The organism is Lentzea sp. NPDC003310 (assembly GCF_040610935.1).
GTDB lineage: Bacteria > Actinomycetota > Actinomycetes > Mycobacteriales > Pseudonocardiaceae > Lentzea.
This window is the reverse complement of record NZ_JBEXNC010000016.1, coordinates 224,432-250,416: the sequence shown is the minus strand read 5'-3', so window position 1 is coordinate 250,416 and position 25,985 is coordinate 224,432. Positions and strand designations below refer to the sequence as shown.

Annotated in this window: 21 protein-coding genes; 10 read left to right on the top strand and 11 right to left on the bottom strand. The window is 71.2% G+C overall.

From position 1 onward, the window contains the following. Nucleotides 1-2 precede the first annotated feature (2 nt). Entirely contained in the window at nt 3-662 is a 660-nt protein-coding gene (locus ABZX02_RS31390; protein WP_355303511.1) for a GntR family transcriptional regulator, read from the top strand. Here ABZX02_RS31390 and ABZX02_RS31385 read toward each other — a convergent pair. The 7 genes from ABZX02_RS31385 to ABZX02_RS31355 form a co-directional block, all read right to left on the bottom strand. Continuing rightward, the gene (locus ABZX02_RS31385; protein WP_355303509.1) at nt 625-2,334 is read right to left on the bottom strand and encodes a BCCT family transporter; all 1,710 of its coding nucleotides are present in this window, start codon (nt 2,332-2,334) and stop codon (nt 625-627) included. The two genes, ABZX02_RS31390 and ABZX02_RS31385, sit on opposite strands and share 38 nt — an antisense overlap. Before the next feature lie 2 nt (nt 2,335-2,336). Next, the gene (locus tag ABZX02_RS31380; protein WP_355303507.1) at nt 2,337-3,467 is read right to left on the bottom strand and encodes an aromatic ring-hydroxylating dioxygenase subunit alpha; all 1,131 of its coding nucleotides are present in this window, start codon (nt 3,465-3,467) and stop codon (nt 2,337-2,339) included. Nucleotides 3,468-3,486: 19 nt separating this feature from the next. Continuing rightward, a complete protein-coding gene (locus ABZX02_RS31375; protein WP_355303505.1) occupies nt 3,487-3,780 on the bottom strand; it encodes a hypothetical protein in 294 nt (97 codons plus the stop codon). After that, nucleotides 3,777-6,224, bottom strand: coding sequence for an FAD-dependent oxidoreductase (locus ABZX02_RS31370; RefSeq protein WP_355303503.1), 2,448 nt, complete (start codon nt 6,222-6,224; stop codon nt 3,777-3,779). The genes ABZX02_RS31375 and ABZX02_RS31370 overlap by 4 nt, the downstream gene beginning before the upstream one ends. After that, nucleotides 6,221-7,306, bottom strand: coding sequence for an S-(hydroxymethyl)mycothiol dehydrogenase (locus tag ABZX02_RS31365; RefSeq protein ID WP_355303501.1), 1,086 nt, complete (start codon nt 7,304-7,306; stop codon nt 6,221-6,223). The genes ABZX02_RS31370 and ABZX02_RS31365 overlap by 4 nt, the downstream gene beginning before the upstream one ends. 14 nt (nt 7,307-7,320) lie before the next feature. Further along, nucleotides 7,321-8,601: a serine hydroxymethyltransferase gene (gene glyA / locus ABZX02_RS31360; RefSeq protein WP_355303499.1), complete on the bottom strand. Its 1,281-nt coding sequence runs from the start codon at nt 8,599-8,601 to the stop codon at nt 7,321-7,323. 178 nt (nt 8,602-8,779) lie between these two features. Further along, nucleotides 8,780-9,562, bottom strand: coding sequence for an IclR family transcriptional regulator (locus tag ABZX02_RS31355; protein ID WP_355303497.1), 783 nt, complete (start codon nt 9,560-9,562; stop codon nt 8,780-8,782). Between the two features lie 113 nt (nt 9,563-9,675). Between ABZX02_RS31355 and ABZX02_RS31350 the strand changes: the two genes are divergently transcribed. Then, nucleotides 9,676-9,993: a bifunctional 3-phenylpropionate/cinnamic acid dioxygenase ferredoxin subunit gene (locus ABZX02_RS31350; RefSeq protein ID WP_355303495.1), complete on the top strand. Its 318-nt coding sequence runs from the start codon at nt 9,676-9,678 to the stop codon at nt 9,991-9,993. On the opposite strand, the gene ABZX02_RS31345 is transcribed toward ABZX02_RS31350, so the two are convergent. Further along, nucleotides 9,957-10,754 carry an SDR family oxidoreductase gene (locus ABZX02_RS31345; protein WP_355303493.1) on the bottom strand — a complete coding sequence of 266 codons (798 nt, stop codon included), beginning with the start codon at nt 10,752-10,754 and terminating at the stop codon, nt 9,957-9,959. The two genes, ABZX02_RS31350 and ABZX02_RS31345, sit on opposite strands and share 37 nt — an antisense overlap. Nucleotides 10,755-10,816: 62 nt before the next feature. Here ABZX02_RS31345 and ABZX02_RS31340 point away from each other — a divergent pair, with 62 nt between their 5' ends. After that, a complete protein-coding gene (locus tag ABZX02_RS31340) occupies nt 10,817-12,061 on the top strand; it encodes an MFS transporter (RefSeq protein ID WP_355303491.1) in 1,245 nt (414 codons plus the stop codon). A 5-nt stretch (nt 12,062-12,066) separates the two neighbouring features. Continuing rightward, complete coding sequence (locus ABZX02_RS31335) at nt 12,067-12,675, top strand: helix-turn-helix domain-containing protein (protein ID WP_355303489.1); 609 nt, start codon at nt 12,067-12,069, stop codon at nt 12,673-12,675. Nucleotides 12,676-12,709: 34 nt separating this feature from the next. On the opposite strand, the gene ABZX02_RS31330 is transcribed toward ABZX02_RS31335, so the two are convergent. Then, nucleotides 12,710-14,137, bottom strand: coding sequence for a pyridoxal-dependent decarboxylase (locus ABZX02_RS31330; protein ID WP_355303487.1), 1,428 nt, complete (start codon nt 14,135-14,137; stop codon nt 12,710-12,712). Nucleotides 14,138-14,218: 81 nt separating this feature from the next. On the opposite strand from ABZX02_RS31330, the gene ABZX02_RS31325 reads away from it, so the two are divergent. From ABZX02_RS31325 to ABZX02_RS31310, 4 genes are all read left to right on the top strand, one after another. Then, complete coding sequence (locus ABZX02_RS31325) at nt 14,219-14,656, top strand: Lrp/AsnC family transcriptional regulator (RefSeq protein ID WP_355303485.1); 438 nt, start codon at nt 14,219-14,221, stop codon at nt 14,654-14,656. Between the two features lie 89 nt (nt 14,657-14,745). Further along, complete coding sequence (locus ABZX02_RS31320; RefSeq protein ID WP_355303483.1) at nt 14,746-15,855, top strand: glycosyltransferase 87 family protein; 1,110 nt, start codon at nt 14,746-14,748, stop codon at nt 15,853-15,855. Next, nucleotides 15,852-17,051 (top strand): histidine kinase, encoded by a 1,200-nt coding sequence (locus ABZX02_RS31315; protein ID WP_355303481.1) that lies wholly within the window; start codon nt 15,852-15,854, stop codon nt 17,049-17,051. Before ABZX02_RS31320 ends, ABZX02_RS31315 begins: the two co-directional genes overlap by 4 nt. Then, nucleotides 17,048-17,716 carry a response regulator transcription factor gene (locus tag ABZX02_RS31310; RefSeq protein ID WP_355303479.1) on the top strand — a complete coding sequence of 223 codons (669 nt, stop codon included), beginning with the start codon at nt 17,048-17,050 and terminating at the stop codon, nt 17,714-17,716. The genes ABZX02_RS31315 and ABZX02_RS31310 overlap by 4 nt, the downstream gene beginning before the upstream one ends. Before the next feature lie 133 nt (nt 17,717-17,849). On the opposite strand, the gene ABZX02_RS31305 is transcribed toward ABZX02_RS31310, so the two are convergent. Beyond that, entirely contained in the window at nt 17,850-20,747 is a 2,898-nt protein-coding gene (locus ABZX02_RS31305; protein WP_355303477.1) for an AAA family ATPase, read from the bottom strand. Nucleotides 20,748-20,880: 133 nt separating this feature from the next. Here ABZX02_RS31305 and ABZX02_RS31300 point away from each other — a divergent pair, with 133 nt between their 5' ends. Together ABZX02_RS31300 and ABZX02_RS31295 are read left to right on the top strand one after the other, a co-directional pair. Further along, entirely contained in the window at nt 20,881-22,443 is a 1,563-nt protein-coding gene (locus tag ABZX02_RS31300) for a S8 family serine peptidase (RefSeq protein ID WP_355303475.1), read from the top strand. 21 nt (nt 22,444-22,464) lie between these two features. Then, nucleotides 22,465-23,997 (top strand): S8 family serine peptidase, encoded by a 1,533-nt coding sequence (locus tag ABZX02_RS31295; protein WP_355303473.1) that lies wholly within the window; start codon nt 22,465-22,467, stop codon nt 23,995-23,997. Nucleotides 23,998-24,072: 75 nt separating this feature from the next. On the opposite strand, the gene ABZX02_RS31290 is transcribed toward ABZX02_RS31295, so the two are convergent. Beyond that, nucleotides 24,073-25,875 (bottom strand): trypsin-like serine protease, encoded by a 1,803-nt coding sequence (locus ABZX02_RS31290; protein ID WP_355303471.1) that lies wholly within the window; start codon nt 25,873-25,875, stop codon nt 24,073-24,075. Between the last annotated feature and the right edge of the window lie 110 nt (nt 25,876-25,985).

The window sequence follows — 25,985 nt, the reverse complement described above, 5'->3', positions numbered from 1 at the left end:
ACATGAACGCACGGGTCAACGACGAGCCCGCCTCCGTCTCACTCACCGAACAGGCCTACGCGGTCCTGCGGGATCGCCTGGTCATGCTGGAGATCCGGCCCGGTGAGCCCATCAACGAGGACCGGCTGCGCACCGAGCTCGGCGTCGGGCGCACCCCGATCCGCGAGGCCCTCAAGCGGCTGGAGCAGGAACGGCTCGTCGTCGCCTTCCCGCGCCGCGGCACGTTCGCCACCGACGTGAACATCTCCGACCTCTCGCACATCTCCGAGGTGCGCAGGACCCTGGAGCCCCTCGCGGCGGCGGCCGCGGCCGAGCGCGCCACGGCCGCCGACCGGACCGCGCTGACCGAGCTGCGCTCGCGGCTCGACACGGCGGCCCCGACCGGCGACAACACCGAGCTCCTGCGCACCGACGTGGGCGTGCACCGCGCGATCTACCGGTGCGTGCACAACCCCTTCCTCGAGGACACCCTGATCTCCTACGACAACCTCGCGACCCGGATCTGGTGCGTGTTCCTGCCGCGGCTCGCCAGCATGGCCGGTCACGTCGACGAGCACGTCCCGCTCCTCACCGCGATCGTCGAGGGCGACGCGAAGAAGGCGAGCGAGCTCGCCTCCCAGCACGTCATCGGGTTTGAGCAGGCGATTCGGGCGTTGATCTGACCTGGCCGTTGCCCTCGTTCCGGACGGGCGTGGGCTCCACCTGCAGGCGGAAATCGCCGTCGTACTGCTCGTTGCCGGTCGCCACGGCCTCCTCGACGATCTCCGCGCAGTGCTTCTCCCGCAACACCATCGGGTCGCTGCGCAGGTCCTTCGCGAGCGCCACGCAGAGCACGACCATGACGAGCGCGAACGGTGCCGCCGCGATGATCGTGAGGTTCTGCAACCCGGTCAGCGCGGTCGCGCCGCCACCGCCGACCAGCAGCATCACCGCCGCCACGCCGCCGGTCGCCACGCCCCAGAACACCACCAGCCTGCGGTGCGGTTCGATGGCGCCGCGCTGCGACAGCGTGCCCATCACCAGCGAGGCCGCGTCGGCGCCGGAGACGAAGAAGATCGCCACCAGCACCATCACGACCACCCCGGCGACGGCGGCCAGCGGGAACTGGTCGAGCACGCCGAAGAGCTGCGACTCCGGGTTCGCCGCGCCGGCCAGGTCGGTTCCCCCGCGCTGCACCGTGATCGCGGTGCCGCCCATGATCGTGAACCAGATCAGGCTGACCGCCGACGGCACCAGGATCACGCCGCTGACGAACTGCTTGATCGTGCGGCCGCGGCTGATCCGCGCGATGAACATCCCGACGAACGGGGTCCACGAGATCCACCACGCCCAGTAGAAGATCGTCCACGACGACAGCCAGCTCTCCATCGCGGCACCGCCGGAGGCGCCGGAGCGGGAGATCATCTCGCCCATCTCGCGGAAGTAGTCGCCGATCGCCGCGGGCACCAGGTTCAGGATCAGCACCGTCGGCCCGACCAGGAACACGAACACGGCCAGCACGGTCGCCAGCACCATGTTGATGTTCGACAGCCACTGGATGCCCTTGGCCACGCCCGACACCGCCGACGCCACGAACGCCACCGTCAGCACCGCGATGATGCCGATCAGCACGCCGACCCCGGGGTTGTCCCGGACGAACCCGCCCGCCTTCAGCCCGCTGCCGATCTGCAGCGCGCCGAGGCCGAGGGAGGCCGCCGACCCGAACAGCGTCGCGAAGATCGCCAGGACGTCGATCAGCCGGCCCAGCGGCCCCTCCGACACCCGGTCGCCGAACAGCGGGGCGAACGCGGCGCTGATCAGCTGCTTGCGGCCGCGCCGGAACGTGCCGTAGGCGATGGCCAGGCCGACGACCGCGTAGATCGACCACGGGTGGATCGCCCAGTGGAAGAGCGACGTCGCCATCGCGGTCTCGACCGCCGCGTCCGTGCCGCCCTCGACCGTGCCGGGTGGCGGCTTCACGAAGTGCGACAACGGTTCCGCGACGCCGTAGAACATCAGGCCGATGCCCATGCCCGCGCTGAACATCATCGCGACCCACGAGATCGTCCGGAACTCCGGCCGCTCGCCGTCGCGGCCGAGCGGGATCCGGCCGTAGCGGCTGAAGGCGAGCCACAGCGCGAAGATCACGAACCCGGTGGCCGCGGTGAGGAACGCCCAGCCGGTGTTGCGGATGACCCAGCCGAGCACCGCCGTCGAGACGGTGCCGAGGCTGCCGGTGCCGATGATCCCCCAGGCGAGGAACGCCGAGGCGACGACGGCGGAGACCGTGAAGACGACAAGGTCCGTGTGCGTTCTCGTGGTGGGCAAGAACTTCTGTTCGGGTAGATCGGACACTGCTACCACCTCTTCGATGAGGTCATTTCCTGGACCCAGCGGTGGAACTCCCCGATGTGGTGCTCGGACGGCACGAGCACGCCGCCGTCCCGGTAGGCCCGCGACGACATCGCGGGCTGACAGCGTTCGCAGGCCTCGAAGTCCTGCTCGTTGACGCGGTGGAACAACTCCACGGATCGTGACACGTCCCTGCCCGACGCGACGACGTCCTTGGCGTAGAGCCAATCGCACTCGACGACCGTGCGGTCGGCGGCCAGCGGGTACATCCGGTGGATGATCACGTGGTCCGGCACCAGGTTGATGAACACCTGCGGCCGCACGGTGATCGCGTAGTAGCGGCGTTCCTGGTCCGAGGCGACACCGGAGAGGTTCTCGAAGCCCTCGCTCCCGTCGATCGTGAAGCCCTTGATCTCCTCGCCGAAGACCGCGCCGTGCCCGACGTAGTACTGCGCGGCGTAGCCGTCCGCGAACTCCGGCAGGACCTCCGTGAGCTCGGGGTGGATGGTCGCGCAGTGGTAGCACTCCATGAAGTTCTCGATGATGAGCTTCCAGTTGGCCTTGACGTCGTAGGTGATCCGGCGGCCCAGGTCGAGCTCGCTGACCTGGTAGTTGCCGATCGCGTCGAGGTTGCCCAGGCGCTCGCGGACGTCGCGCTGGACGGTCTCCTCGAACGACGCGGGCTCGTCGGCCAGCGAGATCCAGGCGTAGCCGAGCCACTCCCGCAGGTGCACGGTCTTCAGCCCGTACTCGGTGCGGTCGATGTCCGGCATCGACGTGAGGTTGGGCGCGGCGACGAGCTTGCCGTCGAGCCCGTAGGTCCAGGCGTGGTACGGGCACTGGAAGTTGCGCTTGACCGTGCCGGTCTCCTCGACGCACAGCTTGGCGCCGCGGTGCCGGCAGATGTTGAGGAACGCGCGCAGGGAGCCGTCGCGCGAGCGGGTGACCAGGACGCTCTCGCGTCCGATCTGGACGGTGCGGAAGTTGCCGGCGTCGGGCAGGTCGGCGCTGCGCACGGCGCAGAACCACATCCGCTCGAAGATCCTCTCCTGCTCCAGCTCGAAGATCGCCGGGTCGGTGTAGGTGGCGCCGGGCAGGGTCGGGATGAGGCTCGACGGCAGTTCGGTCGCGGTCATGGTGGCTCCGTGGGAGAAGTCAGAGGAGGAGGGAACGCGCGTCCGAGCCGTCGCAGATGACGAGCAGCGGCGCGGTGTAGGTGCTCGACGGGGTCAGCACGCGGGCGCCCGTGCCGGAGCGTTCGGTGCACCAGTCGATGACCCGTTCCCCGAAGCGCAGGTCGGCGCCCGCGCGGAAGGCCTCGTCGGAGGACGGCAGCTCGGCCTGGGACCGGCTGTCCAGGCCGAGCACGCGCAGTCCCCGCGCGGCGAGGCGGTGTGCGGCCGCCCCGCCGAGGTCGCCGAGCCCGATGACGATCACGTCGTGGGTCATGACCGGATCCGGAGCATCTTCGGGTCGAAGAGCGGTTCGGCCGCGACGACCGCCGCCACGCGGTCACCGAAGTACTCGATCTCGACCCTCGTGCCCTCCACCGCCACCTCGGCGGGCAGCCAGGCGTAGGCGATGTTCTTCCCGATCGAGTAGCCGCGGGCCGCGCTGGTCACGTACCCGACCGCCGCTCCCCCGGCGAACACCGGCTCCGACCCCATCACGACCTGGTGGTCGTCGTCGATCACCAGGCAGGTCAACCGCCGCGCGACCGTCTCCTCGGACCTGCCCTCCAACGCCTTGCGGCCGTGGAACCAGCCCTTGTTCATCCGGACCGCGAACCCGAGACCCGCCTCGAACGGGTCGTGCTCGGTGGTCACGTCGGTGCCCCACGACCGGTAGCCCTTCTCCAGCCGCATGCTGGTGAACGCGCTGCGGCCGGCGGCGATGACGCCGTGCGCCTGCCCCGCCTCCCACAGCGTGTCCCAGAGCCGCAGCCCCATGTCGGCGGTCGTGTAGAGCTCCCAGCCGAGCTCGCCGACGTACGACAGGCGCATCGCGGTCACCGGCACCTCGCCGATGAACGCCTGCTGGGCCTTGAAGTAGCCCATCGCCTCGTGCGAGAAGTCGGTCTTCGTCAAGGGCTGCAGCAGGTTCCGCGCTTCCGGTCCCCACAGGCCGATGCAGCACGTACCGGGTGTGATGTCGGTGATGTGCACACCGCCACCCGGCGGGGTGCGGCGGCGCAGCCAGTCGAGGTCGAGCGGGCCGTTGGCGCCGACCTGGAACCGGTTCTCGCCGAGCCGGGCGACGGTCAGGTCGCTGCGCACGCCGCCGTCCTCGTCGAGCAGCAACGTGTAGACGACGGCACCGGGCTTGCGGTCGAGCTGGTTGGTGGTCATGGTCTGCAGGAACGTCAACGCCTCCGGGCCGCTGACCTCCAGCCGCTTCAGCGCGGTCATGTCGAACATCGCGACGCGCTTGCGCGCCACCAGTGCCTCGGCGCCGGCGATCGGCGACCAGAACCGCGACGCCCACTCGTTGCGGCCGGGGATCTCCGCGACCTCGGGCAGGGTCGCGTTGGCCTCGTACCAGTGCGGCCGCTCCCAGCCGGACGCCTCCAGGAAGACGGCGCCGAGCTCTTTCTGCCGCTGGTAGAACGGGCTGGTGCGCAGCGGGCGCGGGTTCTCGGCGGGCTGCAACGGGTGCAGGACGTCGTAGACCTCGACGAACGCCCGGCAGCTGCGTTCGTGCACGTACCCGGGCGAGCGCTGGACGTCCTCGAACCGGTTGAGGTCGCAGCCGTGCAGGTCGGTCTTCGGCTGCCCGTCGACGAGCCACTCGGCCATCGCCTTGGCGACCCCGGCGGAGTGCGTGATCCACACGGCCTCGGCGACCCAGAAGCCCTGCAGGCCGGGGTGTTCGCCGAGCAGCGGGTTGCCGTCCGGGGTGAAGGAGAACAGGCCGTTGATGCCCTCTTCGACCTTGGAGTCGCCGAGTGCGGACAGCAGGTCGACGGCGGCGTCCCACGAGGTCTCGAAGTCCTCGGGGGTGAACGCGATCTCGGACGGCATGGTCGGTGCAACGTCGAAGTCGAGGATGTCGTCGGCGGAGATCGGCATGGGCCGGTGCCCGTACGCGCCGATGCCGATCCGGTCGACGTGCTCGCGGAAGTACAGGTCCGCGTCCTGGTGGCGCAGCAACGGCTTCGACATCTCGGACAGCTCGGTGTTGACGCCCTTCAACGACGGCAGCGGCGCCGTTTTCGCGTACTGGTGGGCCATCGGGACGAGCGGGATGTCGAGGTCGACCATCCGGCCGATGCGCGGTCCCCACATCCCGACGCACGACACGACGACGTCGGCGGGGAACGTGTCGTGTTCGGTGACGACGGCCTTGACGCGGCCGCCGGTGCGTTCGATCCCGGTGACCTTGTGGTGTGCGAGGAACTTCGCGCCGCGCTCCATCGCCCGGCGGGCCTGGGCCTCGGCCGCGCGCAACGGCTTCGCGATGCCGTCGCTCGGGATGTGGAAGCCGCCGAGGATCTTCGACGGGTCCAGCAACGGGTACAGCCGCGCGACCTCCTCGGGGTCGCGCAGGAAGCTCTCGACGCCCCACGAGGTCGCCCAGCCGTGACGGCGCTTGATGTCCGTCCAGCGTTCCGGGGTGGTGGCCACCTCCAGGCCGCCGACCTGCTGGAAGCACCACTTGTCGTCCAGGGTCAGCGCCGTGTACTTCTCCACGGTGTACTGGGCGAACGACGTCATCGTCTTGCAGCCGGTGGTCTGGAAGACCAGGCCCGGCGCGTGCGAGCTGGAGCCGCCGGTGGCGAACAGCGGTCCCTGTTCGAGCACGGTGATGTCGGTCCAGCCCCGCGCGGACAGTTCGTCGGCGAGCGCGCACCCGACGATGCCCGCGCCGATCAGCACCACTCTCGGCTGCGTCACAGGACCACCACCGAACGCAGCACGCGGCCGCGGTGCATGTCCTCGAACGCCTTCTCGACATCGCCGAGCCCGATCGTCTCCGAGACGAACGCGCCGAGGTCGAGCCGGCCCTGCAGGTATAGGTCGATCAACATCGGGAAGTCGCGCGAGGGCAGGCAGTCGCCGTACCAGGACGACTTCACCGCACCACCGCGCGAGAACACGTCGATCAACGGCAGTTCGAGCTTCATGTCCGGTGTCGGCACGCCCACCAGCACGGCGAGTCCGGCGTGATCACGGGCGTAGAAGGCCTGCTGGAACGTCTCGGGCCGGCCGACGGCGTCGATCACGACGTCCGCGCCGTTGCCGCCGGTGAGCTCTCGGATCGCCTCGACGACGTCCTGCTCGCGGCCGTTGACGGTGTGCGTGGCGCCGAACCCGCGCGCCCAGTCCAGCTTGGTGTCGTCGAGGTCGACGGCGATGATCGTGCGCGCTCCGGCGAGCCGGGCACCCGCGATGGCCGCGTCCCCGACACCGCCGCAGCCGAGCACGGCCACGCTGTCGCCGCGGGTGACGCCACCGGTGTTGATGGCGGCGCCGATGCCCGCCATCACGCCGCACCCGAGCAGTCCGGCGACCTCCGGCGGTGCCTGGGGGTTCACCTTGGTGCACTGTCCGGAGTGGACCAACGTCTTCTCGGCGAACGCGCCGATGCCCAGCGCGGGCGACAGCGGCGTGCCGTCCTGCAACGTCATGGGCTGCGCCGCGTTGTGGGTGTTGAAGCAGTACTGCGGGCGGCCGCGCAGGCAGGAGCGGCAGGAGCCGCAGACCGCGCGCCAGTTGAGGATGACGAAGTCGCCGGGGTCGAGGTCGGTCACGCCCTCGCCGACGGCCTCGACGACACCCGCCGCCTCGTGCCCGAGCAGGAACGGGAACTCGTCGTTGATCCCGCCCTCCCGGTAGTGCAGGTCGGTGTGGCAGACCCCGCAGGCCTGCACCTGCACCAACGCCTCGCCGGGACCGGGGTCCGGCACGAGGATCGTCTCGACCGAGACCTCGGCTCCGCGCCCCCTGGCGACGACACCGTTCACCGCATGTGCCACTTGATTCGCTCCCGTCAGAGGTGGGGGTAGAGGGGGTGCTTCGCCGCGAGTGCGGCGACGCGGGCGGAGAGGTCGTCCTCGTCGCAGGACGGCTGGAGGGCCGCCGCGATGACGTCGGCGACCTCGGCGAAGTCGTCCGCGCCGAAACCGCGGGCGGCGAGCGCGGGGGTGCCGATCCGCAGGCCCGAGGTGACCATCGGGGGACGCGGGTCGAACGGGACGGCGTTGCGGTTGACGGTGATGCCGAGGCGGTGCAGCCGGTCCTCGGCCTGCTGTCCGTCCAAAGAGGATTCGACCAGGTCGACGAGCGCGAGGTGCACGTCCGTGCCGCCGGACAGCACCCTGACGCCCGCCGAGGCGCAGTCCGGTTGCCCGAGGCGGTCGGCGAGGACGCGCGCGCCCTCGAGGACACGCTGCTGGCGTTCGCGGAACTCCTCCCCCGCCGCGACCTTGAACGCGACCGCCTTGGCCGCGACGACGTGCTGCAGCGGCCCGCCCTGCTGGCCGGGGAACACCGCGGAGTCGACCTTCTTGGCGAGTTCCTGCCTGCACAGCACCACTCCGCCGCGCGGACCGCCGAGGGTCTTGTGCGTGGTCGTGGTGACGAGGTCGGCGAACGGGACTGGGTTCGGGTGCAGGCCCGCGGCGACGAGACCGGCGAAGTGCGCCATGTCGACCATCAGCCTGGCGCCCGTCAGGTCCGCGATCCGCCGGAACTCCGCGAAGTCGAGCTGCCTCGGGTACGCGGACCAGCCCGCGATGATCAGCTTCGGCCGGGACTCGACGGCGAGCCGTTCGACCTCGGCCATGTCGACGCGGCCGGAGTCGCGGTCCACGTGGTAGGCGACGACGTCGTAGAGCCGGCCGGAGAAGTTGATGCGCATGCCGTGCGTGAGGTGGCCGCCGTGCGCGAGGTCGAGGCCCATGATCGTGTCGCCGGGCTTCAGCACCGCCGCCATCGCCGCCGCGTTGGCCTGCGCGCCCGAGTGCGGCTGGACGTTCGCGTGCTCGGCGCCGAACAGCGCCTTCACCCGCTCGATCGCGAGCGTCTCGATGACGTCCACGTGCTCGCAGCCACCGTAGTAGCGCCGTCCGGGGTAGCCCTCGGCGTACTTGTTGGTGAGCACCGATCCCTGCGCCTGCAGCACGGCGGCCGGCGCGAAGTTCTCGGAGGCGATCATCTCCAGCGTCGAGCGCTGGCGGTGCAACTCGGCCCGGATCCCGGCGGCGACCTCCGGGTCGAGCTCGCCGAGGTCCTGGTCCAGAACCGTGGTGGTGGGAACGGAGAGTGACAACGGGCTGCCCTTCCGAACGAGTTCCGCATTACGCAACGAGGTTCGCATTGTGCAACTGCCGGGCATCACGGTGAGACTCGTTCGAGCCGTTGTCAAGGCCTTGTCGCACGGACGGCGGCATCGGAAAAGGCGATGGGCGCCCGGCCGGAGCCGGACGCCCATCGATCGTGAAGCTCTTTCACAGCACGGAATGCCCCATTCGGGCCGAAAGGTCCCTGGACGCCACCCGCAGCTCCTCGACGATCTCGGGCATGCGGGCCGGGGCCATCCGGTAGGCGGGGCCGGCCGCGCTGATCGCCGCCACGACGTCGCCGTGCGAGCCGAAGACGGGCACCGCGACGGCGTGCAGCCCGGCCTCCAGCTCCTCCATGCAGGTGGCGAACCCGTCCTCGGTCGTGCGCCGCAGCACGCACCGCAGCGCGCCGGGGTCGGTGATCGTGCGCGGGGCGCACGACTCCAGCCCGTTCGCCAGCAACCGCTCCTGCTCGTCGGCGGACGCGGCCGCGAGCAGGACCTTGCCGCTCGACGTGGCGTGCAGCGGCGTGCGCTGCCCGACCCAGTTCTGCGCCGCCACCGCGGACCCTCCCCGCGCCTGGCTCACGTTGAGGGCGACGCCGCCGTCCATGACCGCGATGTTGACCGTCTCGCCCAGCCGGTCCGCGAGCTCGGTGCAGACCGGACCGCCGACTCGGACGTAGTCGACCGGCCCCGTCACCGCGCCCGCGAACCGGAGCATGCCGATGCCGATGCGGAACGGGCCGCGCTCGCCGTCCTGCTCGACCAGCTCACGGGACTGCAGCGTGTAGACGAGTCTGGACGCGGAGGACTTGTGCACGCCGAGCTCGGCGGCGATCTCGGTGATCCCCGCTTCCCCGTTGCGGGCCAGCAGTTCCAGCACCGCCACCGCCCGGTCGACCGACTGCACCAGCGCCGGGTCGCGCCCCTCCGCGTTGTTGCTCATCACGCAACGTTAACCGATCAGCGCAACTCGTCTTGACGGCCTTCATGATCCTGAGCCATTCTGCTGTTGCGTATCGCACACCCAGTTCCGTAATACGCAACGGAGGGTTTCTGATGATCACCGCATGCGCCGTCGGCGACCTGCCCGCGGGCGAGTCCGTCCGCCTCGACGGTTCACCGGCGATCGCCGTTTTCAACGCGGACGGCGAGTTCTACGCGATCGACGACACCTGCAGCCACCAGGACGCGTCACTGTCCGAGGGCTGGCTCGAGGGGTGCTTCGTCGAGTGCCCGCTGCACGCGGCGCTCTTCGACCTGCGCACCGGGATGCCGACCTGCCTGCCGGCGAAGAAGGCCGTGCGCACGTACCCGGTCGTGGTGCGGGACGGCGTGATCTACGTGGACACGGGCAGCACGGAAGCCGTCGCCTGACCACCGAGGGCGGCGAGCAGGGCCGCGGCGCGCTGTTCGAGGTGCGGCCGGATCTCGTCGCCGGTGAAGATCCACTGCTCCCGCCGCTCCACGCCCGCCACCACCATCTCCCCCACCTCGTCGATGCCGGGACCGCTGCGCAGGAACGCCTCGACCGCGGGCACGAACTCGTCCCGCAGCCCCAGGTCCGCGTGTGACGCCCTGGTGTTCGCGACGATGTCGGTGCCGACCGGTCCCGGACAGAGCACGCTGACGCCGACGCCGTGCGCGGCCACGTTGAGCCGCAACGACTCCGACAGCCCGACGACGGCGAACTTGGCCGTCGCGTAGAGCAGGTTCGGGTCGGACACGAGCCCGGCGCCGGACGCCGTGTTCACGACGTAGCCGCTGCCGCGTTCGATCATGCCCGGCAGGAACGCCTGGATGCCGTTGATCACGCCGGTCAGGTTCACCGCCAGCGCCCGGTCCCACTTCTCGTGGGTCAGTTCGGTGACCGGCACGTGCGGCACGATGCCCGCGTTGTTGACCAGCAGGTCCACCGGCCCCACCTCGCCCGCGACCCGGTCGAACGCTTCCCGGTCGCGCACGTCGAGCAGGTGGGTCGCGGCGGCCAGTTCCTCTCCCGCCCGCGCCAGCGCCTGCTCGTCGACGTCGGCCAGTGCGACGCGGACCCCGCGCTTGACCAGCGCCCGCGCGATGCCCAGGCCGATCCCCCTCGCCCCGCCGGTGATGAAGGCCGTCGACCCTGTCCAGTCCCGCATCTCGGATCCTCTCTATGCTGAGCTGACGACACTATGTTGACTGACACAGTAGCCTGCTCAGCATGCCTACGACGACATTCAGGGAAGTTCTGGGCACGGGCGGACGCGCCACCGTCGGCGTCCTCGCCGGCCTGCAGGTGCTCGACAGCGTCGACGGCGTGATGTTCGTGGTGTTCGCGCCGGAGATCCGCGAGTCGCTCGGCATCAGCACGGGCGCGATCGGGGTCGTGGGCGCGCTGGCCGGGGTGATGGTCGCCCTGGCCGCGCTGCCGCTCGGACTGCTCGGCGACCGGCGCCGCCGCACGACGATCGCCGGGATCGCCACGCTGGCGTGGGCCGCCGCGGCCGGGTTGCTGGGGCTGGTCCAGCACGTGTGGCAGGCCGTCGTGGTCAGGGTGGTCGCCGGCGCGGGCAAGGCCAACGAGGGGCCGATCCAGTCGTCGCTGTTGGTCGACGCCTACCCGCCAGAGGGGCGCGGGCGCGTCCTCGGCCTGCACCGGGGCGGGCAGCCGCTCGGGATCGTCGCCGGCCCGCTGCTGGCGGCGGCGTTCGCGGCGCTGATCCCCGCGGAGCACGAACCGTGGCGCTGGGCGTTCGCCTTCCTCGCCTTACCGGCCCTCCTGCTCGGCGTCGCCGCGCTGCGCCTGCCCGAACCCGTGCGGCGGTACTCCACGACGACGCCGCGCGGGGCATTGCGGCAGCTGCGGAAGATCCCGACGTTCGTGGGGGTCGTGGTCTCGCTCGGGGCGTTCGGCGTCTCGGTGACGACGGTGCCGATCTACCTGAACGTGGTGCTGGAGGAGCAGCTGGGCCAGGGAGCGGCGGCCCGCGGGGTGATCACGTCGGTGTGCGCGGTGGGCGGGTTGCTCGGCGCGGCGCTCGGCGGGATGTGGAGCGACCGGCTGTTCCGCCGCAGTTCCGCGGCCTGCCTGCACTTCGCCGCCGGCGCGCTCGCCGTGCTGGGCATCGGGTTCGCGGTGCAGGCGTACGCACCGGACGTCACGACCTACGTGGTGGTCGGGGTGGTGACGCAGGGGCTGACGTTCGCGGGCATCGTGCCGCTCAGCCTGGTGGTCGCCGCGGTGACGCCGGAGGAGCTCCGCTCGACGGCGTTCGCGCTGGTCGGGGTGTTCACGGCGGTCGTCGGCGGGCTCGGCGGCGCCGTCCTCACCGGGGTGGCGGAGGAGCTGCTGGGTGTGCGGGCGGCCGTGGCCGTGGTGGCACCGGTGGCCTCGGTCGCCGCCGGGCTGGTGCTGACCGCCACCGCCCGACGCGTGCCGGCCGACGTGGCGCGGGTCGTACGATGATCGTCGTGACCTCCCCCGGGCCGCGCCGGATCGACGAGATCGGCGACGAGAGCCGCCGCCGCATCCTCGACGCCGCCGAGGAGCTCTTCGCCGAGCGCGGGTTCGACCGGACGTCCTTCGTGGACATCGCGAAGCGGTCGGGCATCAGCCGCGGCTCGATCCCGTGGCACTTCAAGAACAAGGACGGCCTCGTGATGGCCGTCGTCGACCGCGCGGTGGCCCGGATCTGGCCCGCCGAGCGCTACGACACCGTGCCGTCGTTCGCCGAGGTGTTCGCGGAGACGGCCGAACTGCTGCGGACCGGCAACTCCGCGCTGGTGTTCATGATCCTGGTCGAGGCGCTCGGCGAGCGGGGCGTGGTGCACGAGCGGTACCGCGACTTCTTCGCCCGCAGGCGTGCGGGGATCGAGGACCTGCTGCGCTTCAAGCGGCCCGCGGGCGTCGACCCGGAGAGGGCCGCCGAGCAGGAGCGCACCGCCGCCGTCGCGCTGAACGGCGCGCTCCTCGGCATCCACCTGCAGGCCCTCGTCGACCCGGAGGCCGTCGACCTCGACGCCGCGCTGGTGTCGATCGCGACGATGTTCGACCGGAACCTCGCCGACGTCTGGCGATAGGGCGCGCGGTGACGGTCGCGGGGGGTGAGGGCGGCTACGGCCGTCCGACGGGACCTGCGGGACACGACCGCCGCCGCAGGCGGTCGAGGACCAGGTCGATGTCGGCCTCGGACGTGCGGTGGTTCGTGACGCACGCCCGGATGCCCCGCTTCCCCGCCACCACAACGGGTCCGAGCAACGCGACGTTCTCGGCGGCCAGCGTCGCGAGCAACGCCGTGTGCTCCTCGGGCGTGGCACCGTCCACCTGGAAGCACACGGCGGTCAGCGTCACCGGCGCCAGCAACGTCAGGCCCGGCGTCGCCTCGATGCCGTCGCCGAGCCGCCGCGCCAGGGCCAGCGTGCGCTCGTTGGCCTCGCGGAACGCCGCGACGCCGAACGCCCGCACCGCGCTCCACACCTTGAAAGCCTTGAAGTTGCGGGATAGCTGCGGCCCGTAGTCCATGTAGTCGGTCATCAGCGGGTCCTCGGCGACCGTGAGGTACGAGGAGTCGAACGCGTACGCGTCCCGCAGCTTCGCGCCGTCGCGGACGAGCAGGCAGCCCGCCTCCAGCGAGGCGTACAGCAGCTTGTGCGGGTCGAGCGTGATCGAGTCGGCCCGCGCGCAGCCGCCCATCAACTCGCGCATCCCCTCGGACAGCAGGAAGAGTGCGCCGTACGCGCCGTCGACGTGCAGCCACAGGTCCTGCGCCGCGCACAGGTCGGCGATCTCGTCGAGCGGGTCCACGGCGCCGGTCGAGACCGTGCCGCACGTCGCGACGACGCACCACGGCCGCAGCCCTTCGGCGCGGTCCTGCTCGATCTGCGCGCGCAACGCGGCGACGTCCATGCGGTGCAACGAGTCCGTGGCGATGTGGCGGACGTTGTCGAGGCCGATGCCGAGGATCGCGGCGGCCTTGTCGACGCTGCGGTGCGCCTCGACGGAGGTGTAGACGACCAGGGGCGCGGCCGTCCGCTGCAGTCCGGTGGCGTGGAAGTCCGGCACGCGGTCGTGCAGTGCCGTCGCCAGCGCCTGCAACGTCGCCAGCGACCCGCCGCCGGTCAGGATTCCCTTGGCGGTGGCCGGAAAGCCGACGACCGAGGCGAGCCACTCCAGCACCGACCGCTCCACCACGCTGGCCGCCGGGGACAGCTGGGAGAAGTTGCAGTTCTGGTTCAGCGCGGCGGCCACCGCCTCGGCGTAGGGCGCGATGCCGTTGGGCGGCCCGAGGACGTACGCCAGGAACCGCGGGTGCGCCACCGCCGTCGAGTTCGGCAGGATCGTGTCCTCCCAGCTGTCGAACAGCGCGTCCACGCCGATGCCCCGCTCCGGCATCGGCGCGGCCAGCACCGCCGTCAGGGCCTCCCGGTCGGGCGCCGGCAGGATGTCCTCCTCGGGCAGGCCGCGCTCGTGGCTGTCCAGCAGGGCGAGCAGCCGCGCCCCGGCCCTGGCGCGGTCGTCGTCGGTCAGCAGAAGTTCGTTCACGACCAGCAGATTAGGTCTCCAGGGCGAGCACACGATTGCTACTTCAGCCCTGGATCTGCCAGCGCGTGGCATGCTCTGCCAGTGGACCGCATCGACCGCGCAATCATCCGCCACCTCCAGGAGGACGGGCGGCTCACCAACACCGAACTGGCCGACAAGGTGGGCCTGACGCCGTCGCCGTGCCTGCGGCGGGTGCGGGCGCTGGAGGAGGCCGGGGTGATCACCGGCTACCACGCTGCGGTCGACCCGGTCGCGCTCGGCCGCGGCTTCCGGGTCCTCGTGCACATCGACCTGGCCGCCCAGGACATCGCGACCATCGAGGCGTTCGAGGCGCAGATCGCGGAGATCGACGCGGTCGAGCAGTGCGTGCGGATGTTCGGCCAGCCCGACTACCACCTGTGGATCGCGGTCGCCGACCTCCAGGCGTACGAGCAGCTCTACATGGCGGCGCTCACGCGGCTGCCGGGCGTGGCGCGCACCAACTCGCAGTTCCCGATGAAGACCGTGCTACCCCGGTAGCACGCGGCCGTTCCCGCTACCGCGGTACCGCACGAAGTGTGCGCCCCGGTACGACGTTTCGCGGGCGCGCTTTTCCTAGCGTTCCCTGCATGCTCAACAACCGTTCCGCCCCAGCGCTTGTGGCCGGCGCGTTCGTCCTCATCGGACTGATCGGGTGGCTCGCCGGGTGGCACCTCGGGCTGGACAGCTCGGTCTACCGCTCCGGCGCACTGGCCGTGCTGCGTGGGGAGGAGCTGTACGGGCACCTGACCGCGACGCCGGACTGGGCCGTCGACCTGCCGTTCACCTATCCCCCGATCGCGGCCGTGCTGTTCCTGCCGCTCGCGTTCCTGCCGACCCAACTGGTGTGGGCGGTGTTCGGCGCCGGCACCGCGCTCGGCGTCGCGGCGGTGCTGCGGTGGACCACCGGGCGGGCACCGTCGCTCGTGTTGCTCGTGGTGACGTTCAGCCTCGAACCGGTGTGGCGGACGATCGGGTACGGGCAGGTCAACGTGCTGCTGATGGCGTTGGTGGCGTTCGACCTCCTGCGCCCGCACCGGTGGTCCGGGGTGCTCGTCGGGGTCGCGGCGGCGGTCAAGCTGACCCCGTTGATCTTCGTGCTGCACCTCGCGGTCACCGGCCGGTGGCGCGAGGCGGGCCGCGCGCTGGCGACGTTCTGCGGCCTGCACGCCCTGGGGTTCCTGCTGCTGCCGGGCGACTCGCTGCGGTTCTGGGGCTCGGCGATCCTCACCGGCAACAAGGCCGCGGGCAACGGCTACATCACCAACCAGTCGTTGTCCGGTGCGGTGCAACGACTCACCGACGGCGCCGCGTGGGCACCCGTGCTGGTCGCGGTGCTCTCGGTGGCGTGCGTGGTCGTCGCGGCCGTCCTGGCCAGGCGGAGCCATCTCGGCGGAGATCCCGTCGCCGCGGTGCTGATCACCGCCGGGTGTGGCCTGCTGGTCAGCCCGATCTCGTGGTCGCACCACTGGGTGTGGGTGGTGCCGCTGGTCGCGCTGCTGGTCCGCAGGACGGTGGTGTGGGTGGTCTTCACCTGCTGGGCGTTGGTCGTCCCGTCGGGCAACGCCTTGCTGGACAACCTGTACGTGCTCGCGGCCCTCGCCGGTGGCGTGGCCTGGTGGGCACGCGGCCGGGTCGCGGTTGATGTACGTTCGGCCCGCGTCGGGGCGAACGACCCGCGGGGACGGTGGCACGGATGAGACCGCGGGAGTTCTTCTCCACCGGGGCCTCCGTGCTGGTGCGGGCGAGCCGGGTCGAGCGCACGCCGCCGGGACCGAGGTGGCGCCGCGTGCGGCTCGGGCTGACCTTCGTCGTCGCCGCCCTGGTCCCCCTCCTGAACGCCACCTACCCGCGCCGGGGCCTGGACCTCACGCCGGCCTCCGTCCCGGTCTGGGTGATCACCGTCCTCACCACGACGGCGGTGGTGCTGACCCTGCGCCACCCGCTGTGGTCGTGGCGGATCATGGTGCTGCTGCTCGCTCTGGCACCGACGTACGTCACCGGGCTGACCACCGTGTGGAGCCTGCCGTGGACGCCCGCCACGGTGCTCGGCGCCGGCACTGTGCTGTTCGTGGCCGCGCAGAGCTACCGGCGGACCGTGCTGGTCTGGCTGTTCCTGGTCACGATGGTCGCCGCCTGGCTGCCGCACGTCCTGCACGCCCAGGACCTGGTCGTCACCGCCGTCCTCGTCGCGGGCGTGCTGGCGCTGGGTGACGCGATGCGGTTGCGGCGGCTCGCCGAAGCCGAGAGCGCGGTCCAGCAGACGCGGGCCGCCACCCTCGTCGAACGTGCCGTCATCGCCCGTGAGCTGCACGACGTCGTGGCGCACCACATGTCCGTGCTGGCGCTACGGGCCGGCAGCGCGCGCTACCGGTTCGCCGACCTGCCACCGGAACTGCTCACCGAGTTCGACGAGATGCAAGCCACGGCGCGTGAGGGCCTCACGGAGATGCGGCGCCTGCTGGGCGTGCTGCGCGCCGAGGACGGCCGCGTGGAGACGGCGCCGCAGCCGCGCGTGGAGGAGATCACCGAGCTGACCGAGAGGCTGCGGGACGCGGGGGTCGCGGTGTCGCTGGAGATCAGCGGCGACGTGGAGAGCCTGTCGGACGGCGTCGCGCTGTCCGCGTACCGGATCGTCCAGGAGGCGTTGAGCAACGCCGTCCGGCACGCGCCGGGGTCCACAGTGGACGTCCGGATCGCCGCGCGCCCGGCGGTGCTGGAGCTCGCGGTCACCAACGGCGCGGCCACCGAGCCCGCGCCGCCCGCCGACGACCGGCCCAAGCACGGTCTGCTCGGCATGAGAGAACGGGTCGCGGCGCTGCACGGCACGTTCCGCGCGGAGCCCGCGCGGGACGGGTTCGTCGTGGCGGTCACGCTGCCGCTGAACGGGGGATGACGGGGTTGGACACCAGGGTGCTGATCGTCGACGACCAGACGATGGTGCGGCAGAGCTTTCACGCCGTGCTCAACGCACAGCCGGACATCACGGTGGTCGCCGAGGCGAGCAACGGCGCGGACGCGGTGCATGCCGCCGTGCGCGACCGTCCGGACGTCGTGCTGATGGACGTCCGCATGCCCGTCATGGACGGCCTGGAGGCGACCAGGCAGATACTCGGCCACCCCGACCTGGCCGGGGTGCGCGTCCTGATGCTCACGACGTTCGACGTCGACGAGTACGTCTACGGCGCGCTGCGGGTCGGCGCCAGCGGGTTCCTGCTCAAGGACGCGCCGCTCGACGACCTGGTCAACGCCGTGCGCGTGATCGCGGCGGGCAACGCGCTGTTCGCCCCGGCGGTGACCCGCCGGCTGGTCGCGGAGTTCGCCGCCCGCCGCCCGGTCCGACCCGATCGCGTCGAACGCCTCACCGCGCAGGAGCTCAAGGTGCTGCGGCTCGTCGCGCGCGGCCTGTCCAACACCGAGATCGCCGCCGCGCTCGTGATCGTGGAGCAGACCGCGAAGACGCACGTCAGCCGGGTCTTCGCCAAGCTCGGGGTGCGGGACCGGGCCCAGGCGATCGTCGCCGCCTACGAGATGGGCGTCGTCGTTCCGGGCGAGAACTAGAACGGCCTGGAGCCGCTCGACGACCTGCTCTCGGCCCGCCGTCCCGCCGGCTGCGGGGTCGCGGCACTTCAGGCTGCGCGAGCTGACCCGGGCTCGACCTGGTCGAAGTCCTGCCGAGCCGGCGGCTTCCGGCCTAGCCGAGGTCCTCCGCCTGCAGCTCCGCCCGCGACGACACCCCGAGCTTGCGCAGCACCCGCGCCGCGTGCTGCTCGACCGTGCGTGGCGACAGGAACAGCACGTCCGCGATCTTGCGGTTGGTGTGCCCGGCGACCAGCAGCCGCGCCACCTCCTGCTCGCGCGGCGACAGCTCGTCGCCGTACCCGCGCCTGCCCCGCCGCGACGGCTTGCCGCCGCCGATGCTGCGCAGCTGGTGGCGGCACCGGGCCGCGTCGCGGGTGGCGCCGAGGCCGTCGAACGTGTCCACCAGGGCCGACAGGATCTCCGCCGCCTTCTCCTGGTCCGACGGCAGCAGGCACGCGGCTTCGCATTCGGCGACCAGGGCCGAGTGGTACGGCGCGGGCAGCGCGGTGTAGCGGTCGGCGGACTCGCGGTAGCGCGCCACCGCCTCGTCGAGCCGGCCGCGCGCCTCGGCCAGCTGACCTCGGCACCAGGCCAGCGCGGCGAACGCCATCGGGGCGTCCCGGCCCTCGATGCCCGCGGCGACGTCCTCGATCAGCGACTCGGCGTCGGTTTCCCGGCCGGCCGCGAGGAACGTGGCCACGGCGATCGGGGCGAGTTCGGTCGCCCACACCCACACGCCCTTGGCGCGCACGATCGCGAGGCCGCGGTCGACGTCCACGCAGGCGCGCGTGACCTCGTCCTGCGCGAGCATCGTGCGGGCGAGCGCCGCGCAGCCCGCGATGGCGACCGGCGTGATCGACTCCTCGGGGGCGAACGCGCCGGTCTCGGTGAGGTAGCTGGTCGCCTCCGCCCACTCGCCCCGCGCGGTCGCGAGTGAGCCCAGGATCAGGCACAACTCGCTGGCCAGCGGGAACAGGTCGCGGTACTCGTCGAGCAGGGTCCTCGCGCGGTCCGCGAGGCCCTCCCAGTCGCCGGTCAGCCAGTCCAGTCGCGTCCTGGTGGCGTGCGCGGTGCTCGCGGTGAACGGGGCGCCGCACTCCGCGGCGAACCTCAGCCCGTCGCGCAGCAGCTCGGCGCACAGCCCGAAGTGACCTGTCGTGGTGAGGGCGTCGGCGAGGTTGCAGTGCGCGCGGGCGAGCTGGCGCAGCTCACCGGGGGTGGCCGCGGGGTCGAAGCCCCACTCGCGCAGCACGGACGGGTCGCCCGTGTGCATCCTCGACCCGATCTCGTTGGCGTACAACGCCATGCGCTGCTCGGGATCGGACTCGGCCAGCCGCGCCCGTTCGATGCGGTCGAGCCACGGCTGGACCTCGCTCATCGGCGTCATGCCCAGGTACGACAGCGCGAGCACGGCCTCGCCCCGCGCGGCCAGGTCGGGGCGTTCGGTCAGGTCGGCGACAGCCCGTTCGAGCTCGGACCGGGCCTCCTCGATGCCGCCGGCCTGGCGGATCAGCAGCACGCCCCGCCAGTGCCGGACCTGGCCGCGGGCCGCGGTCGACAGGCGCCGGTCCGACAGCAGCCGTTCCAGCGCCTCGGTCGGGTCGAGCTGGTCGAGGCCCTGGTGGGCGATCTGGCCCAGCTTGATCGCGAGCCGGTCGACGTCGGCGGCGGGCACGGCCGGGTCGAGCAGCAGGCGTTGCAGCAACGCCGTCGCGGTGGCCGCGTCGCCGTTCTCGACGGCCCGGTCGGCCGCCGCCTCGCCGTAGCGCAGCCACTCCGACGTGCGCCCGGCCCGTTCGCTGTGCTCGGCGAGCTGGACCAACGGCCGTGGTTCCACCGCGTCGAGCACCTCGACCGTGCGCGCGTGCAGCGCCTGACGGTCGGGGCCGCTCAACGTGTCGTAGACGGCTTGCTGCGCCAACGCGTGCCGGAAGCCATAGCGCCGTGCGTCGACCTCGTGCAGAACGTGGCCCGTCAGCGCGTGTGTGAGCGCGGCACGGCTCTCCTGGATCTCGGCCACCTCGCCGAGTAGTTCGGCGGAGGCCGGAGCGCCCAGCACGGCGGCGGCCTGCACCAGGCGCGTGGCCGCGGCGGGCAGTGCGGCCAGGCGTTCGGCGATGGCGTCGCGCAGCAGCACCGGCACGTCGACGTTGTCGAGCAGGCGGCGGGCCGTGGCGCCGTCCGCGTGCACGGCTCCGGCGGGGTTGCGCAGCGCCCGCAGGGTCTCCTCGACCACGAACGGGATGCCCGCGGTGCGTTCGTGCAGCTTGGCCGCGAACTCGGCGGACACCGGCTCGCCGTCGAGGATCGCCGACGTCAGCGCCCGCACCTCGGCCACGTCGAGCGGTTCGAGCTCGAGCAACGCGCTGGTGATCCCGGTCGGCGGCCGGTACGCCGAGCCCAGCGGCATCCCGCCCGGCACGTCCTCGCGCCGGTACGTGACCACGATGGACAGATCGGGCGGCGGGTCGCCCATGAGGAACCGCAGCAGCTGGCGCGACCCGTCGTCGGCCCAGTGCAGGTCCTCGACGACCAGCAGCACCGGCCCCAGCACGCCGAGGAGCTCGCGCATCGCGCGGAACATGCGGTGCCGCTCGAACCGCGGGTCGCCGGTCGGCGCGGGTGGTTCCGGCAGGTACGCGGCCAGTTCCGGCAACAGTGAACCGAGCACGCCCGCCACCGGGCTCAGCTTCGAGTGGTTGCGCGCCAGGCGATCCGTGCAGTCGCGCAACGCCTCCAGCACCGCGCCGTACGGGAAGGGCTCCCCCACCGGCTGGCAGTGGCCCATGAGGACGGAGAGCGGCCACAGGTCGGCGTCGAGCAGCTCCCGCACCAGGCGCGACTTCCCGACGCCCGCCTCGCCCTCGATCATGATCACGGCGGGCTGGTTCGGCACGGCCGCTCGCAGCGCGCCGAGCTGGTCACCTCGCCCCACCAGCACCGGCGAGCTGGTGCGCATCAGTCCGGTGGGGTCGCAGCGCCGCGCCCTGGACTTCGGTGTCCGGCTCATCCGCACCGATGGTAGGTGAAAGACGCGTATCCCTACGTAGAGATATCCGGATTGTTCGCCGTGACGGGCCGACCGATGGTGATCGGCACGTGCCGCCCATCCCTGCCGTGGCGGCCAGAACGGAGAACCCGAGATGCGACTCGATCGCACAACACGCGTGCTCGCGGCGACCGGCCTCGGCCTGGCCGTCGCGGCGGCGGTGAGCAGCCCCGTCTCCGCGCAGACGGGCTCGATCCAGAAGACCGACAGGCCCGTCGCGGGCAGCTACATCGTCGTGTTCAAGGACGGTGCCACCGACGCCCCGGCCACCACCGCGAAGGCGCTCGACCTCGCCCGCAAGCACGGCGGCAAGGTCAGCAACACCTACGTCGCGTCGGTGCGCGGCTTCGCCGTGAAGCTCGACGAGGCCGCGGCGAAGCGCCTCGCGGCCGACCCGGCGGTCGCCTACGTGCAGCAGGACGGCTGGGCGAGCATCTCCGACACCCAGACGAACCCGACCTGGGGGCTCGACCGGATCGACCAGGCGAACCTGCCGCTCGACGCGAAGTTCACCTACCCGAACACCGCCTCGAACGTGACCGCGTACATCCTGGACACCGGGATCTACAAGCAGCACACCGAGTTCGAGGGCCGGGCCAAGGACGGCTACGACTTCATCGACAACGACCCGGACGCCTCGGACTGCCAGGGCCACGGCACCCACGTCGCCGGCACGGTCGGGTCCAAGACGTACGGCGTCGCGAAGAAGGTCAACCTGGTCGCCGTGCGCGTGCTCGACTGCTCGGGCAACGGCCAGTACTCGCAGATCATCAAGGGCATCGACTGGGTCGCGCAGAACGCGCAGAAGCCCGCCGTGGCGAACATGAGCCTCGGCGGCGGCGCGGACTCCACTGTGGACAACGCGGTGAAGCGCGCGATCGCGGCGGGCGTGACGTTCGGTCTCGCGGCCGGCAACAACAACGGCAACGCCTGCAACACCTCCCCCGCCCGCGTGCCCGAGGGCATCACGGTCGCCGCGAGCGACTCCGCCGACAAGCGGTCGATCTACACCGGCGGGCAGGCCTCGAACTGGGGCTCCTGCGTCGACATCTTCGGGCCCGGCTCGAACATCACGTCGACCAAGAACGGCGGCGGCACCACGTCCATGGGCGGCACCTCGATGGCCACCCCGCACGTCGTCGGCGCCGCCGCGCTGTACGTGTCCGCGAACCCGTCCGCCACCCCTGCCCAGGTTCGCGACGCGCTGGTGAACAACGCCACCACCGGCAAGATCACCGATCTCCAGGGATCGCCGAACAAGCTGCTCAACATCAGCTTCATCGGCGGCGGCGGACCCGACCCCGAGCCGTGCGCCGCGGCCACCAACGGTGACGACGTGTCCATTCCGGACACGAACACCGCGGTGACCTCGTCGGTGACCGTCACCGGCTGCACGGGCAAGGCGTCGACCGCCACCAAGGTGAAGGTGGACATCAACCACCCGTACACCGCCGACCTCGCCATCGACCTGGTCGGTCCCTCCGGTGCCGTCTACAGCCTCAAGAAGGCCAAGGGCGCCACCTCGTCCGCGGGCGTCCACGAGACCTTCACGGTCGACGCCTCCGCGGAGAACCGCAACGGCACGTGGAAGTTGCAGGTGACCGACGTCTGGACGTACGACGCCGGGAACATCGACACCTGGACCCTGACGTTCTGACGACGCCCGGAAGGACTTCCCATGCACCGCAAAACCTGCGGGCTCGCCATCATCGTCACCGCCTCCGCCCTGCTGGTCACCCCGGCTCAGGCGGCTGAGGCCGACTTCGTCAAGGCCAAGAACCCCGCGGCCGGCGGCAGCTTCATCGTGTCGTTGAAGCCCGGCGCCGCGATCCAGGCGTCGTCCGAGGCTCTCACCCAGCGCTACGGCGGCTCGCTCGACGCCGTGTTCTCCCGTGCCATGCGCGGCTTCCAGGTCACGAACCTGAGCGAGGCCGCGGCGCGGAGGCTGGCGGCCGATCCGGCCGTCAAGGCCGTCTACCAGGACGGCACGGCGAAGGCGCTGGACGTGCAGGACAACCCGACGTGGGGTCTCGACCGCGTCGACCAGGCGAACCTCCCGCTGGACAAGAAGTACACCTACCCCAGCGGTGGCGCGTCGAACGTGACGGTCTACATCACCGACACGGGCGTGAAGACCGGGATCGCCGACTTCGAGGGACGCGCGTCCGTGGGCGCCGACTTCATCGAGGACGGCCAGAACGGTCAGGACTGCTCCGGCCACGGCACCCACGTGGCGGGCACGGTCGGCTCGAAGACCTGGGGCGTGGCCAAGAAGGCCAAGCTCGTCTCGGTCCGCATGCTCGGCACGAACTGCACGGGCAACGGACCGGACTCGGCGGGCGTCAAGGCCATCGAGTGGATCACGGCCAACGCGCAGAAGCCTGCCGTGGTCAACGCGTCGTGGACCTTCGACACCGCCGACATCGGCAACGACGCCATCGCCGGCATGGTCGCCTCCGGCGTGCAGATGGCGGTCGCGTCGGGCAACAGCTCGACCGACGCGTGCTCCACCGGTCCCGCGAAGATCTCGTCGCTGATCACGGTGAACGCCACCTCGTCCAACGACGCGCGTGCCTCGTTCTCGAACTACGGCACCTGCACGGACATCTTCGCCCCCGGTGACAACATCACCTCGCTGGGGCTGAATGGCGGCAGCACGAACATGTCCGGCACGTCCATGGCCACCCCGCACGTCGCGGGCGTCGCGGCCCTGTACCTGGCGGCCAACCCGTCGGCGAGTCCTCAGGCCCTGCGCGACGCGCTGGTGAACGGCGCCACCTCCGGCAAGGTCACCAACCCGGGCTCCGGTTCGCCGAACAAGCTGCTGTACAGCGGTTTCATCGGCGGCGATCCCGACCCGCAGTGCGGTCCCGGCACGAACGGCGACGACGTGTCCATCCCGGACACCGGCACCGCCGTCTCGTCGTCGGTGACGATCTCGGGCTGCACCGGCAACTCCACGGCCTCGGCGTCCGTCAAGGTCGACATCAACCACACCTACACCGGCGACCTGGCGATCGACCTCGTCAGCCCGTCCGGCAAGACCTACGTGCTGAAGAAGGCGGGCGGCGCCTCGTCGTCGGCGGGGGTCCACGAGACCTACACCGTCGACCTGTCCTCCGAAGCGCGCAACGGCACCTGGAAGTTGCAGGTGAAGGACATCTACACCTACGACACCGGCAACATCGACACCTGGACCCTCACGGTCTAGCAGGTTGCCGCGCAGAAGAAGGGCCCCGGAGCCGCTCGGCTCCGGGGCCCTTCCCCGTTCCCCCTGCCAGGGGAGCTAGCGGGTGACGGTCAGCGTGAACGTCGTGGTGCCGGTCTTCCCGTCGGCCGAGGTGGCCTTGACGGTGATCGGGTAGGTGCCGGGCGGGGTGGAGAAGTTGGTGAAGATCCAGACGTTGCTGCTGCCGTTCTGGCCGATCACGGCCGGGTTGAACGAGAACTGCGCGCCGGTCGGCACACCGGACGCGGTGAGCGTCAGGTTGCCGGTACCACCGGACGCCTTCACCAGGGTCTGGCCGAGCATGCCCTGCCGGACCGTGGCGGACGAAGGCGTCGCGGTCACCGTGACCTCACCGGTCGGCGGGTCGGTGCCCTCGACCGTCAGCGAGACCGTCGTGGTGGCGGTCTTGCCGTTCGCGTCGGTGCCGGTGACCGTGATCGTCGAGGTGCCGGCGGTCGCGGTGCTGGAGACGTCGAACGTCACCTTGGCGGAGCTGCCCGCCGAGATCGACGTCGGCTGGAAGGTGGCCTTCACGCCGGTCGGGACGCCGGACGCGGTGAGGGTGATCGTCTGGCCGTCGCCGTTCGACGAGATCGTCGTCGAGACGTACTTGCCCTTGGCCGCCTTGACGCTGCTCGGCGAGGCGCCCAGCGTGAAGTCGCCCGGCTGCGGGTCGCCGCCGCCGGTGACGGTCAGCGAGTACTTGCCGGACGCGGTCTTGCCGCTCGACGTCGTGCCGGTGATCGAGACATCGTAGGTGCCGTTCGGTGCCGAGGCACTGGCGTCGAACGTGACCTTGGCCGAGTTGCCGGTGGTGACCGACGTCGGCTGGAAGACCGCCTTCACCCCGCTGGGCAGGCCGGACGCGGACAGCGTGGCGTTCTCCGCGCCACCCGAGCCGGCCGTCGTGGTGATGCCGGCGGAGAGCGTCTTGCCCGCGGCCACCGAACCGGAGCCCGGCGCGACGGTCAGCCCGAAGTCACCCACCGGCGGCTGCTCACCGACCTCGGTCTTGACCCAGTCGCCCATCTCGTTGTCGAGGCGGCCGTAGATCGAGTACCACTTGAAGTCCGACCGGCTCCACGACGCGACGCCGTAGATCTTGCCGTCGAAGATCAGCGGGCCACCGCTGTCACCGGGCAGGATCGAGATCCGGCCGTCGGAGTACCCGGCGCAGATCATGGTCGCCGACTTGAAGCCCGCGCCGACGCCCTGGCAGACGCTGTCGCCGTTGACGACCGGCAGGCTCGCCTTGTCGAGCGTGACGTCCTGCGAGTTGTCGTTGAAGTCCTTCTTGCCGTACCCGAACCCGAGTCCGGTCTTGCCCGGCGCCGCACCGCCCGCGTCCGCGGAGGTGGCGAACTTCGGGTACGCGGCACCGCCCTTGAGCGCGATGTCGCGGTCCACGGTCACGACGGCGACGTCGTAGCCCTGGTCGAAGTTGACGTACTTCGGGTGCTTCTTGTAGCTGACGACGTTCACGGCGAAGCCGGTGCCGTTGCCGCCGTTGTAGTCCTTCAGGTCGTCCAGTCCGTAGACGAACTTCTTCTCCCCCTGGGCATCGGCGCAGTGCGCCGCGATCAGGATCTTGCGCGGTGCCACGACCGTGCCGGTGCAGGTCTGCCCCTGCGGCCGGGTGCCACCGGCGCGGATGCCCGCGACGATGCCGGGGAACTCGCTCACGGTGGCGTTCTGCCCGCCCACGAACATGGGCGAGGCGTCACCGAGGTGGGTGGGGACGGTGTCCCCCAGGTAGTTCGCAGCAGGGGCGTTCGGCGGTGCGGCGTGCGCGGTGCCGACGGGCGTCAGCACCGAGGCCGCGACCAGGGCCACCAGGCCCCATGACCGTGTTCTCGTCACGTTGGTTCCTCTCCGGATCTCAGGAACGCCCACCTCAGGGCAGGGACGGTGGCCGTTCGCTGCGATCACTGTCGGAGCCGGGCACGCGCGGAACAATCAGGGACCGCATC